Below are 13870 nucleotides of genomic sequence, written 5' to 3' on the forward strand. Positions count from 1 at the left end.
CGGCTGGCTAGCGCAATCGCTGCGGCGTAGGGCCTCGAAGTCAGCCGGTCGAGATGGACGGCGATCTCCTCCAGGACCTTGAGCAGGACATCTCGGTCTGCCTGCGGATGCTGAGCGACGAGCCGTAGCAGGCAGTTGCGGTCCCACTCGGAGAACTCGCCACCAAGCAACTCGCTTAGGGCTGCTGCGTCCGTGCGGGCGTCTTGGGCGACGGCCAGCCGCACGAAAGAGTAGGGACTGCGGGCGAGTAAGCGCATCCCGGCTGAGTCGACGCGCGGGTCTGCCACCAGGTCCAGGTAGTCCCGTGGTGTTCGCGACCGTGGAAGCAATGCTTCGATCTCCAACCACCGCTCCTCACTGGGTCTCCACATTGTGCAACCCGCTCACCTTCGACCTTGCTTGTGCTTACAAGCTGACGTAACTTGTTAGCTCAACCGGTTGTCAGATAGATGACTGGTGAGGCTAGGAGGCTGTCCAGGTGGTTCCGATGACGTTGAAGGTGCCCGTCCCCTCCGAGTACGTGTTCCCCGCCGGGGCGTTGTGCCTGGGTGTGTCGCCGCAGATCGATTTTGAGCGGCGTGGTGAGGCGGATAACCAGGCGCGGGACAAGGAGTCCGGGGAGCGGGTCTGGGTGGTGCGGGTGATGGACCTGGACCCGGAGGCCGGGAAGTTCGGTCGGTCGACCGAGGTGAAGGTGAAGGTGGTGGCGGCGCAGCAGCCGGTGCCGCCGCCGTCGACGGTGCCGGGTTACCCGCCGGCGGTGGAGTTCGAGGGCCTGACCCTCACCCCGTACGTGGATTCGCAGCGCTGCAAGCCGGGTCGGTCCTCGGGCGACTGCCGTTCTCGCATGGCGTACTCGCTGCGGGCTACCGCGATCCGGCCGGCCTCGTCGGTGCCCGGTTCGGTGGCGGCCTGACTGCTCGCTGTTTAGCGCGCGGGGCGGGTCGTTTCCCCGCCAAGAGTCCCGGCCCGTCCCGCGCTCTTCCATCCCTCACGTGTGAAGGAGGGCGTGATGCCCACCGTAGTTCCCCCTGCCCTGAACCGCTCTGAGGGTCGCTGCTCGTCGGGGTGGTGGTCCTGATGTCCCGTACCCGTCTGGTCGGTCTGCGCCACGCCTACCGGGAGGCGGAGGCGGCCGTCCGGTCGGTGTTGCGGTTGCCGCCGGCTTCGGCGCGGGTGTGCGCGATCCGCTGCCCTCGTTGCGAGGAGTGGGTGAAGCCGCGCCGCTTCGACCTGCGTCGCATGTCGTGCCGCTCCTGCATTTCGACCCTGGCGCGTCCTGGCAGGGGTGGTGACCTGTGCCTCTGATCAACATCATTCCGGGCGACAAGATCCCGGTGGCGCCGATGAACGTGCGCCTTCCGGCGTGGCGGGTTCCGGGTTGGTTGCTGGTGTTCTGGTGGCTGGCCCGGGGCCTGTTCCGCCTCACGGTGCTGGCGGTGCGGTACTGGTGGCTCACCGCCCCGATCGTGGCCGCTCTGTGGGTGCGGGCCGAGTATGGCGGCCGGGTCCTGGCCGGCGTCGGCCTGGCGGTCGCCGTCGGGTGTGCGGCCTGGTGGCGGTGGCACCCGTCGTCGTGGCTGCGCTTCGGCTGGTACCCGATCGTCGGCCGGGTCCGTGCGTTGGTGGTCTACCGACGTCGGTGGGCGTCAGTGATGGCGACGTGTGGGCTGGCGACGGCGTTCGCCGGTGACCGCTACGTGCCGCAGCTTCTCAAGGTGCGCTGTGACCGGTACGGCGACGAGTTGACCGTCCGGATGCTGCCGGGGCAGATCCCTGACGACTGGGGGCAGGCCGCGGAACGCCTCGCCTACGCCTTCCGCCTGCGCACCGGGCAGGCCCGCTCGACGGCCCGCCCTGATCGCGTGGTGATCCGATTTCTGCGCCGTGACCCCTTGGCCGGCACCGTGGCCCCGTTGCCGGTGGCTGAGGTGCCGGACCTCGGCGGGCTCACGCTCGGTGTGCGCGAGGACGGGCAGCCTTACCGGTTGCGCCTGGCCGGCTCGCATGTGCTCATCGCCGGGGCCACGAACTCCGGCAAGGGGTCGGTGTTGTGGTCGCTGATCCGGTCCTTGGCCGGCGGTGTGCGGTCGGGGTTGGTGGAGCTGTGGGCGTTCGACCCCAAGGGCGGGATGGAGTTGGCGGCCGGGGTGCCGCTGTTCGCCCGCTTCTCCTACGACGACCCGGACGGCATGGCCGGCGTCCTGGAAGAGGCCGTCAAGCGGATGCGGCTGCGGGCGGCCCGCCTGCGCGGCGTGGCCCGCCAGCACACGCCGACGCCGGATGAGCCGCTGATCGTCCTGGTGGTCGACGAGCTGGCGGCGCTGACGGCCTACATCACCGATCGGAAGGTCCGCGACCGGATCAAGGAAGCCCTCGGCCTGCTCCTGTCCCAGGGGCGCGCGGTCGGGGTGCACGTGGTGGCGGCGTTGCAGGACCCGCGTAAGGAAGTGCTGCCGTTCCGGGATCTGTTCCCGACTCGCATCGGGCTGCGGCTGACCGAGCCAGAACAGGTGGACATGGTTCTCGGCGACTCCGCGCGTGACCGGGGCGCGCTCTGCGACCGCATCCCCGAATCGGCCCCCGGCGTCGGGTTCGTCGTCCTCGACGGCGTCCGCGAACCCGTCCGGGTCCGCTTCGCCTACCTCACCGACGACGACATCCGCGAGCTGGGCCGGGACTACCGGCGGCTCTGCGACGACACCAACGACGAGCAGGAGGTGACCAAGTGAAGACCAACGCGAACGCAGACCGGGTGGAAGGCATCGTCCTGGTCCTCATCGTCCTGACCGTCGGCGGGCTGGCCGGGGCAGCGTCGTTCACCCACGTCCACGACTGGACCATGGCCAACTCGCCCGCCGGTACCGGGGACTGGTTCGGTTGGGCCAACGCCGCCATCTCCGAACTGCTGCCCCTGGCGGCGCTACTGACGATCCGGCGGCGCCGCCGCACCGGCGGCCCGATCGGGTACCCGATGTTCCTGCTCGTCTGCGCCGTCGCCCTGTCCCTGTCGGCGCAACTCGCCGTGGCCAAGCCGGGCGTGTCCGGGTGGCTGCTGTCAGCCGTGCCGGCGCTGGCGTTCCTCGGCCTGTCCAAGCTCATCTTCTCCACCACCCCCGCCCCGGCGGCGGTGTCCGTCGGTAAACCGGCAGACGCCGACGACTGGGGCGACGTCCCGCCCGGCTACGACCCGATTGAGGACCGGCCGACCGTCGACGTCGTCAACGAGGACCAGGCGGTGACCGTTGAGCCGCGGCGGCCGGCGGTGGCGGTGCAGCGGCCGGGGCTGGTGCCCGTGCCAGCGGCGGCGTTCGCGCCTCGCAATGGTGCTGGCTTGATTCAAGGGGTGCGGCCTTGATCGCCGAGCGGATGTTCCTCGGGTCGAGGCGGCCGTACGTGCTTCAGGTCTTTCGGGTCGGCCGCTCCGTGGGTGGCGAAGTTGCGGCGCGCGTCGAGCAGGCTCAGATCCCGGTTCGGCCCGCCGCGTACTCGGCCGGCGTCATGGTCGTCCTGACCGTCGTCCTCCCAGAAGCAGACATCGCAAATCTCGTAACCGCCTCGCTCGCTCAGCGTCAGGTAACCGCAGCACGGGCAGGCATACGGGCTGCCTTCCGGCCCTCGCTTCACGTTGACGAACGGCCCCGCGTCATCACCCATCACGGCGCGCAGCTTTCCATCCCCGCCACGGCAGCGGTATCCCACCAATGACGCAACCAATGCTCACCACCGTTGATCAGCCCCGGCCGGGGTCGCGGGCCGATCGGATGCGCAAACCCTTGGCCAAGGACGCGCTCAAGCAACTCGCCGAACAGAACGGCGTCTGCGTCCGCCCCCTCGCCCTGCGCCGCACCGACACCGCCACCGGCCTGACCGAGGTCGTGGAGGTGCCCTGCGGGGCAACCCTGGCGGTCAAGTGCAAGCCCTGCGCGGAACGGGGCCAGCGGCTGCGCATCCAACAGATCCGCGAGGGCTGGCACCTCGCCGACGAACCCGCCGTCCGCCCCGACAAGCCCGAGGAAGACGTGCTCGCCCTCGTCCGGGTCCGGGCACACCTGGAATTCGAACGGGAAGCCGTGCAGTACCAGCCGATGGCCCCCGACGAGCGGGTCGCGAACCTCGCCGAGATCGACGCCGCGATAGCCGAGCTGGACGAAGCCCTCGCCGAAACCAGCCTGCGCGGCCACCTCACCCCGAAGGAACGCGACGAGCGGCCCCGGCGCAAGCGGTCGACCCGGCGGCGGCAGGACTCCCCAGACCTGCCACGCCTGCCCGTCGACCCGCGCACGGTCGGCCGCGCCTACTCCGGCAAGGCGGGCAAGACACACCGACCGTCGATGCTGGTCACGCTGACGCTCGGCTCGCACGGGCCGGTGCACTCCCACCTGCGACGCGGCGCCTACGTCGCGCCGTGCGAGTGCGGCCAGCGGCACGGCTCGTATGACGACCTGCTCGGCACCCCCGTTGACCCGGCAAGCTATGACTACCGGCGGGCCGCCCTGGACTCGATCCACTTCGCGCGGGTCCTCGACCGGTGGTGGCAGAACGTCCGCCGCGCCGCCGGCTGGAACGTCCAATACGCCGGAGCCGTCGAGCTGCAACGGCGCCTCGCGCCGCACGCGCACTTCGCCATCCGCGGCACCCTGCCGCGTCGGCTGCTCAAGCAGATCGCGGCGGCCACCTACCACCAGGTGTGGTGGCCACCCTTCGACGAACTGGCCTACCCGGTCGACAAGCCGCCGGTCTGGAACGTTGACCGACAGGCGTACGTCGACCCCAAGACCCGGGAGCCGCTGCCCACCTGGGGTGAAGCCCTCGACGCCCTGGAGGAGCCCGACAGCCGACCCGCCTACGTCGCCCGGCTCGGGCGGATCGACGCACGCGGCATCGAGCAGGGCACCAAGGACGCCGAACGATCCATCCGCTACGTGACCAAGTACGTCACCAAGGATCTGACCGACCAGGCCAAGCCGCGCTCGGATGCGCAGAAGGCGCACTTCGACCGCCTGCACGCGGAACTGGCCGTGCTGCCGTGCTCGCCGACGTGCGCCAACTGGCTGCTGTACGGAGTCCAGCCGGACGGGGTCAAGGCCGGCTTGACGCCCGGCCGGTGCACGGGGAAGGTCCACCAGCGCTCCACGCTCGGCTTCACCGGCCGGCGGGTGCTCGTCTCGCGGCAGTGGTCCGGCAAGACCCTCGCTGACCACCGCGCCGACAACCGGTCCTGGGTCCGGGCGATCCTCGCTGGCGGCATGGCCGACACCCCCGAGCACGACCAGGCGGCCGACGACGCGGACGGCTCGAAGCGGTACCGGTTCGAACTCGCTCGCCCGGAAGACCCCGACGTGCCGCCTCTGGAACACCGGCTCCTGCGCGCGATCTCCGCCCGCATCCGCTGGCGCGCTGACCTCGACACGGCCCGGATACGAACAGCCGCCGCCGTTTCGGCAACCGCACAACCCGCCGCGCTCGCGGTCTGAACTGCTGGGAGGAGCAACCGCATGGATGACGAGCTGTTGACCCCTGACGAGGTCGCCGCTCGCCTGAAGGCAACGCCGCGATTCGTCCGCCGGCTGGTCGCCGAACGACGGATCGCCTTCGTCAAGGTCGGCCGCCTGGTCCGCTTCGAGGCGTCGGCCGTCGCCGCCTACATCGACAGCAACCGGGTTGTACCGATGACCCGGGCGCACCTGCGCAACTACCTGGGGGAGGTGGCCTGATGGCGGCCAGCAAGGGCCGGCGGCGTTTCGGCAACGTGCGTCGCCTCCCCTCGGGCCGTTACCAGGCGCGGTACCTCGGCCCGGACGGGTTGGAGCGGAAGGCGCCGCACACCTTCGAAACCGAGCGCCAGGCGGCCAAGTGGTTGACCGTGGTGGAGTCCGAGATCATCAAGGGGGAGTGGACGGCCCCGGAGGCGGGGGAGGTCAAGCTCGACGCGTACGGCCGGAAGTGGATCGCCGAACGCAAGCTCCAGCCGCGCACGCGGGAGAACTACGAAGACCTGTTCCGGCTGCACATCCGCCCGCACCTCGGCGCGCTCGCCCTGGGCGCGATCAAGCCGCAGACCATCCGCACCTGGCGCCGGACGCTGCTCGACGGTGGCACCACGGAGCCGCAGGCGGTCAAGGCGTACTCACTCCTCCGGGCGATCCTCAACACCGCCGTGAAGGAAGACGAGTTGATCCGGCAGAACCCCTGCCGCATCCCGGGCTATGACCGCTATCACACGCCTGAGCGTCCAGTGGCGACCGTCGCCCAGGTGCTCGCGCTCGCCGAGCGGATGCCGCCCCGGTTCTCCGCGCTGGTGATCGTCGCCGCGTTCTCCGGGCTTCGCTGGGGCGAGCTGGCGGCGCTACGCCGCTCGGACGTCGACCTCGCGGCCGGCACGGTCCGCGTCCCGCGCAAGCTGGCGGCGTTGCGCAACGGGATGGAGTTCGGGCCGCCCAAGTCGGAGGCGGGCAACCGGACGGTGACCCTGCCGGCGGCGGCCCGGACCGCGCTGGCCGATCACCTGACCGAGTACGTGGGGGAGGGGTCGGAGGCGCTGGTCTTCACGGGAGACAAGGGTGCGGTGCTGCGTTCCGGCAACTTCCGGCGGGCGGTCGGCTGGGCGGTGGCGCTGCGGGCGGCTGGCATGCCAGAGGGCTTCCACTTCCACGACCTGCGGCACACGGGCAACAACCTGGCGGCGGCGACCGGGGCCAGTACCCGGGACCTGATGCACCGGATGGGCCACGCGAGCATGCGGGCGGCCCTGGTCTACCAGCACGCGAACAGCGAGCGGGATCGGGAGATCGCCGACGCTATGGACCGCCGGATCGTCAAGCAGGCGAAGCGAGCGGCGGCGCCGGTCAAGGCGAGCAAGACGAAGGACAAGGCGCCCAAGGGCAAGGCTGCCAAGCAGAACGCGGCCAAGGGGAAGCCAGCGGCGCGCAAGGCGGCCAAAGGCACGAAGACCAAGCGGCCGGCACGGGAACCCGTCTCGGACGGCACGGCCGGCGCTACTGGCACGCCAATGGCACGCAAGATCAAAGAGGGCTGAAACGAGAACGGCCCAGGCTCGGCGACAACGCCGTTGACCTGGGCCGGAGTTCGTGGAGCGGGCGACGGGAATCGAACCCGCACCGTCAGTTTGGAAGACTGAAGCTCTGCCATTGAGCTACGCCCGCGTCGCGCCCCGACGCTGCGGGGCGCGCCGACAGCGTACCCAATGCCTGCCCGCCGTGCTCAGCCGTATCCCCGCGCAGCGCCGCCAAGATCCGCGCAACTTCCGGGAAGTAGTTCCCACCCGCTGGCCCGGAGGCCACTCTTTCCCGGAAGTTGCTGCCAGCCGCGACACCCCGACGGCGCGGGCGGCCCCCGACGGCGCGGTGGCCGGGGGTCGGGCGGGAATCGGGGTCGTGTGTCCGGTTGGTCCCCGTTCGGCGCGTTGGGTGACGCCCCGGCACGTCGCGCGGGGCGCGACGGCATAGACTGCTCGTCGCCACGGGGTGTGGCGCAGCTTGGTAGCGCACTCGCTTTGGGAGCGAGGGGCCGTGGGTTCAAATCCCGCCACCCCGACTGTCGTCCGCGGCCGGTCGCCGGGGTCGCCCTCCGCGCGGTCCCCGGCCGCTGCCGGTGCGGCCGGCCGGCTCGCCTACACTCGATGGGCTAATTGCGCCCAGACTCAAAACCGAGATCCGTCAAGGAGTACGCCTGTGAAGAGCACCGTCGAGACTCTGAGCCCGACGCGCGTGCGGCTCGCCATCGAGGTGCCGTTCGTCGAGCTCGAGCCGAGCCTCAAGAAGGCGTACCGGGAGATCGGGCAGCAGGTCCAGGTTCCCGGCTTCCGCAAGGGCAAGGTTCCGGCGGCCGTGATCGACCAGCGGGTCGGCCGGGGCACCGTCCTCAACGAGGCGGTCCAGGAGGCCATCCCGCAGAACATCCTCGCCGCGGTCCGGGAGCACGACCTGAAGACGCTCGGCCGGCCCGAGGTCGAGATCACCGAGTTCAACGACGGTGACTCGCTCAACTTCACCGCCGAGGTCGACGTCCGTCCGGAGATCATTCTGCCGGACCCGGCCACCATCGAGGTGACCGTCGACGAGCTGCAGATCGACGACAGCGAGATCGACGAGCAGGTGAAGAGCCTGCGGGAGCGGTTCGCCACCCTGAAGACCGTCGAGCGGGCCGCCCAGGAGGGCGACTACGTCCAGATCGACCTGAACGCGACCGTCGACGGCGAGGACGTGCCGGGCGGCTCGGCGAGCAACATCTCCCACGAGGTCGGCAGCAAGCAGCTCCTCCCGGGGCTGGACGAGGCCGTCGTCGGCCTGTCCGCCGGCGAGAGCACCACCTTCACCACCCAGCTCGTCGGCGGCGACTTCGCCGGCCGGGACGCCGAGGTGGCGGTGACCGTCCGCACGGTCAAGGAGAAGGAGCTGCCGGAGCTGGACGACGACTTCGCCCAGATGGCGAGCGAGTTCGACACCATCGGGGAGCTGCGCGACGACCTGCGCGAGCGGGTCACCCGGGGCAAGCGGGTCGAGCAGATCTACGCCGCCCGCGACAAGGCCCTGGAGCAGCTCGTCGCGGCCGCCGACGTGCCGGCGCCGGAGGGTGTCGTCCGCGAGGAGGTCGAGAGCCGCAAGCAGGCGATGGTCGACCAGCTCGAGCGGATCGGCGCCTCCCTGGAGGAATACCTCGCCGCCGAGGAGAAGACCGAGGAGCAGATCGACGCCGAGCTGACCGAGGCGGCGACCGAGGGCGTCAAGATCCAGCTGCTGCTGGACACCCTGGCCGACGCCGAGGACGTCCAGGTCTCCGACGACGAGTTCGGCCACGAGATCGTGCACCGGGCGCAGCGCGCCGGGATGGCTCCGCAGCAGTACTACGACCAGCTCGTCCGCTCCGGCGCGGCCGGCGCCGTCTTCGGCGACGTCCGGCGCGGCAAGGCCCTGGCGTCGGTCATGGAGCGCATCAAGATCAAGGATTCGGCCGGCAACGAGGTGACGCTCGACGCGCTGCGCGACGCGAGCGAGGCCGAGCACGACCACGAGCACTGATCGTCGGGTGAGGCCGCCGTCCGCCGCTCGCGGTGGACGGCGGCCCGATCCCTTTCCGGGGTACGTCTCCAGGGCTGCGCTGTCAGCGAACACTGCCCGGACCGGGACTCTGCCACCCGGCTGAGCGGTTAGTGTCGGGTAGGACGGTACGGAGAGCGAAGGGCTGCCATGACCGACATGCACATGCAAGCGAAGCCGCTCCGGGCGATCGAGGCCCGCGGTGGCGACAACATTGGCAACCTCGATGACTCGGTCTACAACCGGTTGCTCAAGGAGCGCATCATCTTCCTGGGCAGCGAGGTGACCGATCAGGTCGCCAACCGCATCTGCGCGCAGCTCCTGCTGCTCGCCGCGGAGGACCCGGACCGCGACATCAACCTGTGGATCAACTCGCCGGGTGGCTCGGTCTACTCCGGCATGGCGATCTACGACACGATGCAGTTCATCGACAACGACGTGTCGACCGTGGCGATGGGCATGGCGGCCTCGATGGGTCAGCTGCTGCTCTGCGCCGGCACCAAGGGCAAGCGCTACGCCCTGCCGCACGCGCGGATCATGATGCACCAGCCGTCGGGCGGCATGGGTGGCACGGCGTCCGACATCGCCATCCAGGCGGAGCAGATGCTCTACACCAAGCGGATGTTCCAGGAGCGGGTCGCCTTCCACACCGGGCAGAGTCAGGCGCAGATCGAGGCCGACTCCGACCGCGACCGTTGGTTCACCGCCCAGGAGGCCATGGACTACGGCTTCATCGACAAGGTGATCACCGGAGCCACGCAGGTTCCGGAAGGCGCCGGGACCCTGAGCTGAGGAGCTGACGATGACCGACCTGAGCCTGCCGCCGCAGTTCGCGGCCGTGCACAACCGCTACGTCCTGCCGTCGTTCGTCGAGCGCACGTCGTACGGGGTGAAGGAGTCCAACCCCTACAACAAGCTCTTCGAGGACCGGATCATCTTCCTCGGCGTCCAGGTCGACGACGCGTCGGCCAACGACGTGATGGCGCAGCTGCTGACGCTCGAGGGCACCGACCCGGACCGCGACATCATCATGTACATCAACTCCCCGGGTGGTTCGTTCACCGCCATGACGGCGATCTACGACACCATGCAGTACGTCCGGCCGGACATCCAGACCGTCTGCCTCGGCCAGGCCGCCAGCGCCGCGGCCGTCCTGCTGGCCGCCGGCACCCCGGGCAAGCGCATGGCGCTGCCGAACTCGCGGATCATCATCCACCAGCCGGCCACCGAGGGCGGTTACGGGCAGGGCTCGGACATCGAGATCCAGGCCCGGGAGATCCTGCGGATGCGGACCCAGCTGGAGGAGATGCTCTCCCGGCACTGCAACCAGCCGATCGACAAGGTCCGCAAGGACATCGACCGTGACAAGATCATGACGGCCGAGGAGTCCCGGGAGTACGGGCTGGTGGACACCATCCTCACCAGCCGGAAGAAGGGCCTGCTGGCGGCCAACGCCGCCAGCTGAGCAGCACACGTCGAGGTCGGCCGGGAGTCCGCTCCCGGCCGACCGTCTGACACACCCGTTTTGGGGGTCGGAGAAACCTCCGCCAGCGGGTAACGTCGGGTCTGTACCGCTCCGCCGGATCCTCCGACGGGGTGAACGAGGCGGGCGGCGCACCGTCCGCAGGTCAGGGCCGGGTCTCCGGCCGATGAGTGCAGGGAGAACGTAGGTGGCACGGATCGGTGACGGCGGCGACCTACTGAAATGCTCCTTCTGCGGCAAGTCGCAGAAGCAGGTCAAGAAGCTCATCGCGGGCCCAGGGGTCTACATCTGCGACGAGTGCATCGATCTCTGTAACGAGATCATCGAGGAGGAGCTGGCCGAGTCCGGCGAGGTGAAGTGGGAAGAGCTTCCCAAGCCGATGGAGATCTGCCAGTTCCTCGACAACTACGTCGTCGGGCAGGACCAGGCCAAGAAGGCCCTCGCCGTCGCGGTCTACAACCACTACAAGCGGATCCAGGCCGAGGCGGCCGGCGCGCCGGGCTCCGGCGGCGACGCCGTCGAGCTGGCCAAGTCCAACATCCTGCTGCTGGGTCCGACGGGGTGCGGCAAGACCCACCTGGCGCAGACCCTGGCGCGGATGCTGAACGTGCCGTTCGCCATAGCCGACGCCACCGCGCTGACGGAGGCGGGCTACGTCGGCGAGGACGTGGAGAACATCCTCCTCAAGCTGATCCAGGCGGCGGACTACGACATCAAGCGCGCCGAGACCGGCATCATCTACATCGACGAGGTCGACAAGATCGCCCGCAAGTCGGAAAACCCGTCGATCACCCGGGACGTCTCCGGCGAGGGCGTCCAGCAGGCACTGCTGAAGATGCTCGAAGGCACGGTGGCCAACGTGCCGCCGCAGGGCGGGCGCAAGCACCCGCACCAGGAGTTCATCCAGATCGACACCACCAACGTGCTGTTCATCTGCGGTGGCGCCTTCGCGGGGCTCGACCAGATCATCGAGGCCCGCACCGGCCACGGCGGCACCGGCTTCGGCGCCCGGCTGCGGTCGGTCAGCGAGCGCTCGACCGACGACATCTTCAGCCAGGTCATGCCGGAGGACATGCTGAAGTTCGGGTTGATCCCCGAGTTCATCGGCCGGCTCCCGGTGATCACCAACGTGCGCAGCCTCGACCGCTCCGCGCTGGTGCGGATCCTCACGGAGCCGCGCAACGCCCTCGTCCGGCAATACCAGCGCCTCTTCGAGCTCGACGGCGTCGAGCTGGAGTTCGAGCCGCCGGCGCTGGAGGCGATCGCCGACCAGGCGATGCTGCGGGGCACCGGCGCCCGGGGCCTGCGCGCGATCATGGAGGAGGTGCTGCTCTCCGTGATGTACGAGGTGCCGAGCAACCCCGACGCCGCCCGGGTGCTGATCACCCGCGAGGTGGTCCTGGAGAACGTCAACCCGACGATCGTGCCGCGCGAGTTCACCGGCCGGCGTGCCCGGCGGGACCGCGAGGAGAAGTCGGCCTGATCCACCGTCACCGCGCCCGGCCCGCACTGGGGTCGGGCGCGGTCGCGTATCCGCCGCTCGGGGTGTCCCGGCCCGACCGCTGACCCCGTCCCGGGCGGGGAAACGGGCGGTCGCCGCGGCTGTCGCCGGAGCCCGCTCCGGCCGTACGCTGATCCTCATGCGCGTCGCCGTCTGCCAGCTGAACGCCCGGGACGACCGGAAGGCGAACCTCGCCGCCGCGGAGGCCCTGCTGGAGCGCGCGGCCTCGGCCGGCGCGGACCTCGCCCTCCTGCCGGAGTACGTCGACTACCTCGGCCCCGCCGCCGGCCTGCCGGAGCCGGAGCCGGTGGACGGCGAGGTGGGGCAGTTCTTCGCCGGCGTCGCGCGCCGGCTGGGCATCTGGGTGATCGCCGGGTCGGTCCACGAGCGCGGGCCGGATCCGGCCCGCACCTGGAACACCACACTGGTCTTCGACCGCTCGGGGGCACTCGCCGCCACCTATCGCAAGATCCACCTGTACGACGTGGAGATCCCCGGCCGGGTCTCCTACCTGGAGTCGGCGACCGTCGCTCCGGGCGACCAGCCGGTGGTCGTCGACGTCGAGGGGCTCCGCGTCGGGTTGTCGATCTGCTACGATCTCCGCTTCCCGGAGCTGTACCGCCAGCTCGCCACCGACGGCGACGCACAGCTGCTGGTGGTGCCGGCGGCGTTCATGCTGCACACCGGGCGAGACCACTGGGAGGTGCTGCTGCGCGCGCGGGCGATCGAGAACCAGTGCTTCGTCGCCGCGGCGGGGCAGATCGGCGACCACGAGCCGGGCCGGACCTGTTTCGGGCGCAGCATGGTGATCGACCCGTGGGGCACGGTGCTCACCCAGGTGCCCGACGGCCCGGGCCTGGCCGTCGCCGAGCTCGACCTCGACCGGCTGGGCACCATCCGGGCGGAGCTGCCGAGCCTGGCCAACCGGCGCCTGTAGCCGTCACCCCTCCAGCAGCACACCCACGACGGCGAAGCCGGCGATCGCGGCGGCCGTGACCAGGAGGGCCGTCGTCATCCGGGACCGCCCGCGTCGCGCCAGTCGCGCCACCGACGCCAGGACGACGAAGAGCACGAATGCGCCGATGACCAGCTGCCAGAACGGCAGCAGCAGCCCGAGCAGCGCGTCCTCGGCGAGCAGCGCCGGCCCGGGGCGGGGGAGGTCATCCATGCCAGACACTCTGGCACGGCGAAGCCCCGTCCGGACCCGGTGCCGCCATCACGGAAGCGTCAGTACCGCTGCCCACGCCGGCCGGAGGACGTACGCGACGCCAGGGGCCGCCGGCGAGCCAGGCGCGTCCGGACACCCGCAGCGGCCGTCCGGACTCCAAGTGACGTACCCCGATTTGCCTTCTCGGGAAGGTCCGCGTAACTTTCTCTCTGCACGCGGGAGGCCGGGCAAACCGGCCGACAACGGGCACCAGGCTCGTGGCGGGAACGCCGAGCGAGGCTGGTGACCGGGCGGTGCGAGGAGACTCCGACACGGAGTTGCGCTCGCGAGACCGACCGGGTAGAGTTCTGAGGCCGGCAGGAGCCGGGCGGAGAGCCGCACAGCGGCGATCGGCCGGTCTGCGGCTTCCCACGACAGAAACGACCGCCGTCAAACGGCGTGCGTCATCGTGGATCGGAACGGCATCCTGATGATGATCTCCAACGCGAGATTGACATCGGAAACGTTCCGAGTAAGATAGAGAAGTTGCCCCAAGCGGGTTCCCACGGTGTGGGACGCTCGAATGGTGTGTGGTTGTTCTTTGAGAACTCAACAGGGTGCTTGATAAGCCAGTGCCAAATTGATTTATACCCCGGGCTGGTCGGAGCTGTGGTTTCGGC

General features: G+C 70.0%; 15 protein-coding genes and 2 tRNA genes. 12 read left to right on the forward strand and 5 right to left on the reverse strand.

Annotation, left to right across the window (positions count from 1 at the left end):
* A partial coding sequence (locus ACWENR_RS25355) for a hypothetical protein (protein ID WP_452279466.1) occupies nucleotides 1-344 on the reverse strand: 344 nt, incomplete at its 3' end.
* A gap of 143 nt (nucleotides 345-487) precedes the next feature.
* Between ACWENR_RS25355 and ACWENR_RS25360 the strand changes: the two genes are divergently transcribed.
* Nucleotides 488-916 (forward strand): hypothetical protein, encoded by a 429-nt coding sequence (locus tag ACWENR_RS25360; protein WP_452279467.1) that lies wholly within the window; start codon nucleotides 488-490, stop codon nucleotides 914-916.
* 199 nt (nucleotides 917-1115) lie between these two features.
* On the opposite strand, the gene ACWENR_RS25365 is transcribed toward ACWENR_RS25360, so the two are convergent.
* Entirely contained in the window at nucleotides 1116-1244 is a 129-nt protein-coding gene (locus tag ACWENR_RS25365) for a hypothetical protein (protein ID WP_452279468.1), read from the reverse strand.
* Between the two features lie 54 nt (nucleotides 1245-1298).
* Here ACWENR_RS25365 and ACWENR_RS25370 point away from each other — a divergent pair, with 54 nt between their 5' ends.
* Both ACWENR_RS25370 and ACWENR_RS25375 read left to right on the forward strand, forming a co-directional pair.
* Nucleotides 1299-2732 (forward strand): FtsK/SpoIIIE domain-containing protein, encoded by a 1434-nt coding sequence (locus ACWENR_RS25370; RefSeq protein ID WP_452279469.1) that lies wholly within the window; start codon nucleotides 1299-1301, stop codon nucleotides 2730-2732.
* Nucleotides 2729-3358 carry a DUF2637 domain-containing protein gene (locus ACWENR_RS25375; protein ID WP_088998836.1) on the forward strand — a complete coding sequence of 210 codons (630 nt, stop codon included), beginning with the start codon at nucleotides 2729-2731 and terminating at the stop codon, nucleotides 3356-3358. Before ACWENR_RS25370 ends, ACWENR_RS25375 begins: the two co-directional genes overlap by 4 nt.
* On the opposite strand, the gene ACWENR_RS25380 is transcribed toward ACWENR_RS25375, so the two are convergent.
* Entirely contained in the window at nucleotides 3340-3657 is a 318-nt protein-coding gene (locus ACWENR_RS25380; protein WP_089003263.1) for a CPCC family cysteine-rich protein, read from the reverse strand. The two genes, ACWENR_RS25375 and ACWENR_RS25380, sit on opposite strands and share 19 nt — an antisense overlap.
* A 47-nt stretch (nucleotides 3658-3704) precedes the next feature.
* Here ACWENR_RS25380 and ACWENR_RS25385 point away from each other — a divergent pair, with 47 nt between their 5' ends.
* From ACWENR_RS25385 to ACWENR_RS25395, 3 genes are read left to right on the forward strand one after another with little or no spacing between them, the layout of a single operon-like run.
* The gene (locus tag ACWENR_RS25385) at nucleotides 3705-5477 is read left to right on the forward strand and encodes a replication initiator (RefSeq protein WP_088998837.1); all 1773 of its coding nucleotides are present in this window, start codon (nucleotides 3705-3707) and stop codon (nucleotides 5475-5477) included.
* Between the two features lie 21 nt (nucleotides 5478-5498).
* Nucleotides 5499-5717: a helix-turn-helix domain-containing protein gene (locus ACWENR_RS25390; protein ID WP_088998838.1), complete on the forward strand. Its 219-nt coding sequence runs from the start codon at nucleotides 5499-5501 to the stop codon at nucleotides 5715-5717.
* Nucleotides 5717-7039, forward strand: a complete 1323-nt coding sequence (locus ACWENR_RS25395) for a tyrosine-type recombinase/integrase (RefSeq protein ID WP_452279470.1) — start codon at nucleotides 5717-5719, stop codon at nucleotides 7037-7039. The genes ACWENR_RS25390 and ACWENR_RS25395 overlap by 1 nt, the downstream gene beginning before the upstream one ends.
* A gap of 53 nt (nucleotides 7040-7092) precedes the next feature.
* On the opposite strand, the gene ACWENR_RS25400 is transcribed toward ACWENR_RS25395, so the two are convergent.
* Nucleotides 7093-7166: transfer RNA gene (locus ACWENR_RS25400), tRNA-Gly, on the reverse strand.
* A gap of 317 nt (nucleotides 7167-7483) precedes the next feature.
* Here ACWENR_RS25400 and ACWENR_RS25405 point away from each other — a divergent pair.
* From ACWENR_RS25405 to ACWENR_RS25430, 6 genes are all read left to right on the forward strand, one after another.
* A tRNA-Pro gene (locus ACWENR_RS25405) sits at nucleotides 7484-7557 on the forward strand.
* 137 nt (nucleotides 7558-7694) lie between these two features.
* On the forward strand, nucleotides 7695-9041 hold the full coding sequence (gene tig, locus ACWENR_RS25410; protein ID WP_452279471.1) for a trigger factor: 1347 nt from the start codon (nucleotides 7695-7697) through the stop codon (nucleotides 9039-9041).
* Nucleotides 9042-9209: 168 nt separating this feature from the next.
* On the forward strand, nucleotides 9210-9851 hold the full coding sequence (locus ACWENR_RS25415; protein ID WP_091103942.1) for an ATP-dependent Clp protease proteolytic subunit: 642 nt from the start codon (nucleotides 9210-9212) through the stop codon (nucleotides 9849-9851).
* Between the two features lie 10 nt (nucleotides 9852-9861).
* The gene (locus tag ACWENR_RS25420) at nucleotides 9862-10524 is read left to right on the forward strand and encodes an ATP-dependent Clp protease proteolytic subunit (RefSeq protein ID WP_091103946.1); all 663 of its coding nucleotides are present in this window, start codon (nucleotides 9862-9864) and stop codon (nucleotides 10522-10524) included.
* 205 nt (nucleotides 10525-10729) lie between these two features.
* Nucleotides 10730-12025, forward strand: a complete 1296-nt coding sequence (clpX, locus tag ACWENR_RS25425) for an ATP-dependent Clp protease ATP-binding subunit ClpX (RefSeq protein WP_452279472.1) — start codon at nucleotides 10730-10732, stop codon at nucleotides 12023-12025.
* A 157-nt stretch (nucleotides 12026-12182) separates the two neighbouring features.
* Nucleotides 12183-12980, forward strand: a complete 798-nt coding sequence (locus tag ACWENR_RS25430) for a carbon-nitrogen hydrolase family protein (RefSeq protein ID WP_452279473.1) — start codon at nucleotides 12183-12185, stop codon at nucleotides 12978-12980.
* Nucleotides 12981-12983: 3 nt separating this feature from the next.
* On the opposite strand, the gene ACWENR_RS25435 is transcribed toward ACWENR_RS25430, so the two are convergent.
* Nucleotides 12984-13211, reverse strand: coding sequence for a hypothetical protein (locus ACWENR_RS25435; protein ID WP_452279474.1), 228 nt, complete (start codon nucleotides 13209-13211; stop codon nucleotides 12984-12986).
* Nucleotides 13212-13870: the final 659 nt, after the last annotated feature.

The sequence above is a fragment of the Micromonospora sp. NPDC004336 genome (assembly GCF_053602615.1).

Bases quoted from the DNA above. Each gene is read 5' to 3' on its own strand.
- ACWENR_RS25360 (WP_452279467.1), top strand. From the start codon at position 488: ATGACGTTGAAGGTGCCCGTCCCCTCCGAGTACGTGTTCCCCGCCGGG.
- ACWENR_RS25365 (WP_452279468.1), bottom strand. From the start codon at position 1,244: ATGCGACGCAGGTCGAAGCGGCGCGGCTTCACCCACTCCTCGCAACGA.
- ACWENR_RS25380 (WP_089003263.1), bottom strand. From the start codon at position 3,657: ATGGGTGATGACGCGGGGCCGTTCGTCAACGTGAAGCGAGGGCCGGAA.
- ACWENR_RS25385 (WP_088998837.1), top strand. From the start codon at position 3,705: ATGACGCAACCAATGCTCACCACCGTTGATCAGCCCCGGCCGGGGTCG.
- ACWENR_RS25390 (WP_088998838.1), top strand. From the start codon at position 5,499: ATGGATGACGAGCTGTTGACCCCTGACGAGGTCGCCGCTCGCCTGAAG.
- ACWENR_RS25395 (WP_452279470.1), top strand. From the start codon at position 5,717: ATGGCGGCCAGCAAGGGCCGGCGGCGTTTCGGCAACGTGCGTCGCCTC.
- ACWENR_RS25415 (WP_091103942.1), top strand. From the start codon at position 9,210: ATGACCGACATGCACATGCAAGCGAAGCCGCTCCGGGCGATCGAGGCC.
- ACWENR_RS25420 (WP_091103946.1), top strand. From the start codon at position 9,862: ATGACCGACCTGAGCCTGCCGCCGCAGTTCGCGGCCGTGCACAACCGC.
- ACWENR_RS25430 (WP_452279473.1), top strand. From the start codon at position 12,183: ATGCGCGTCGCCGTCTGCCAGCTGAACGCCCGGGACGACCGGAAGGCG.
- ACWENR_RS25435 (WP_452279474.1), bottom strand. From the start codon at position 13,211: ATGGATGACCTCCCCCGCCCCGGGCCGGCGCTGCTCGCCGAGGACGCG.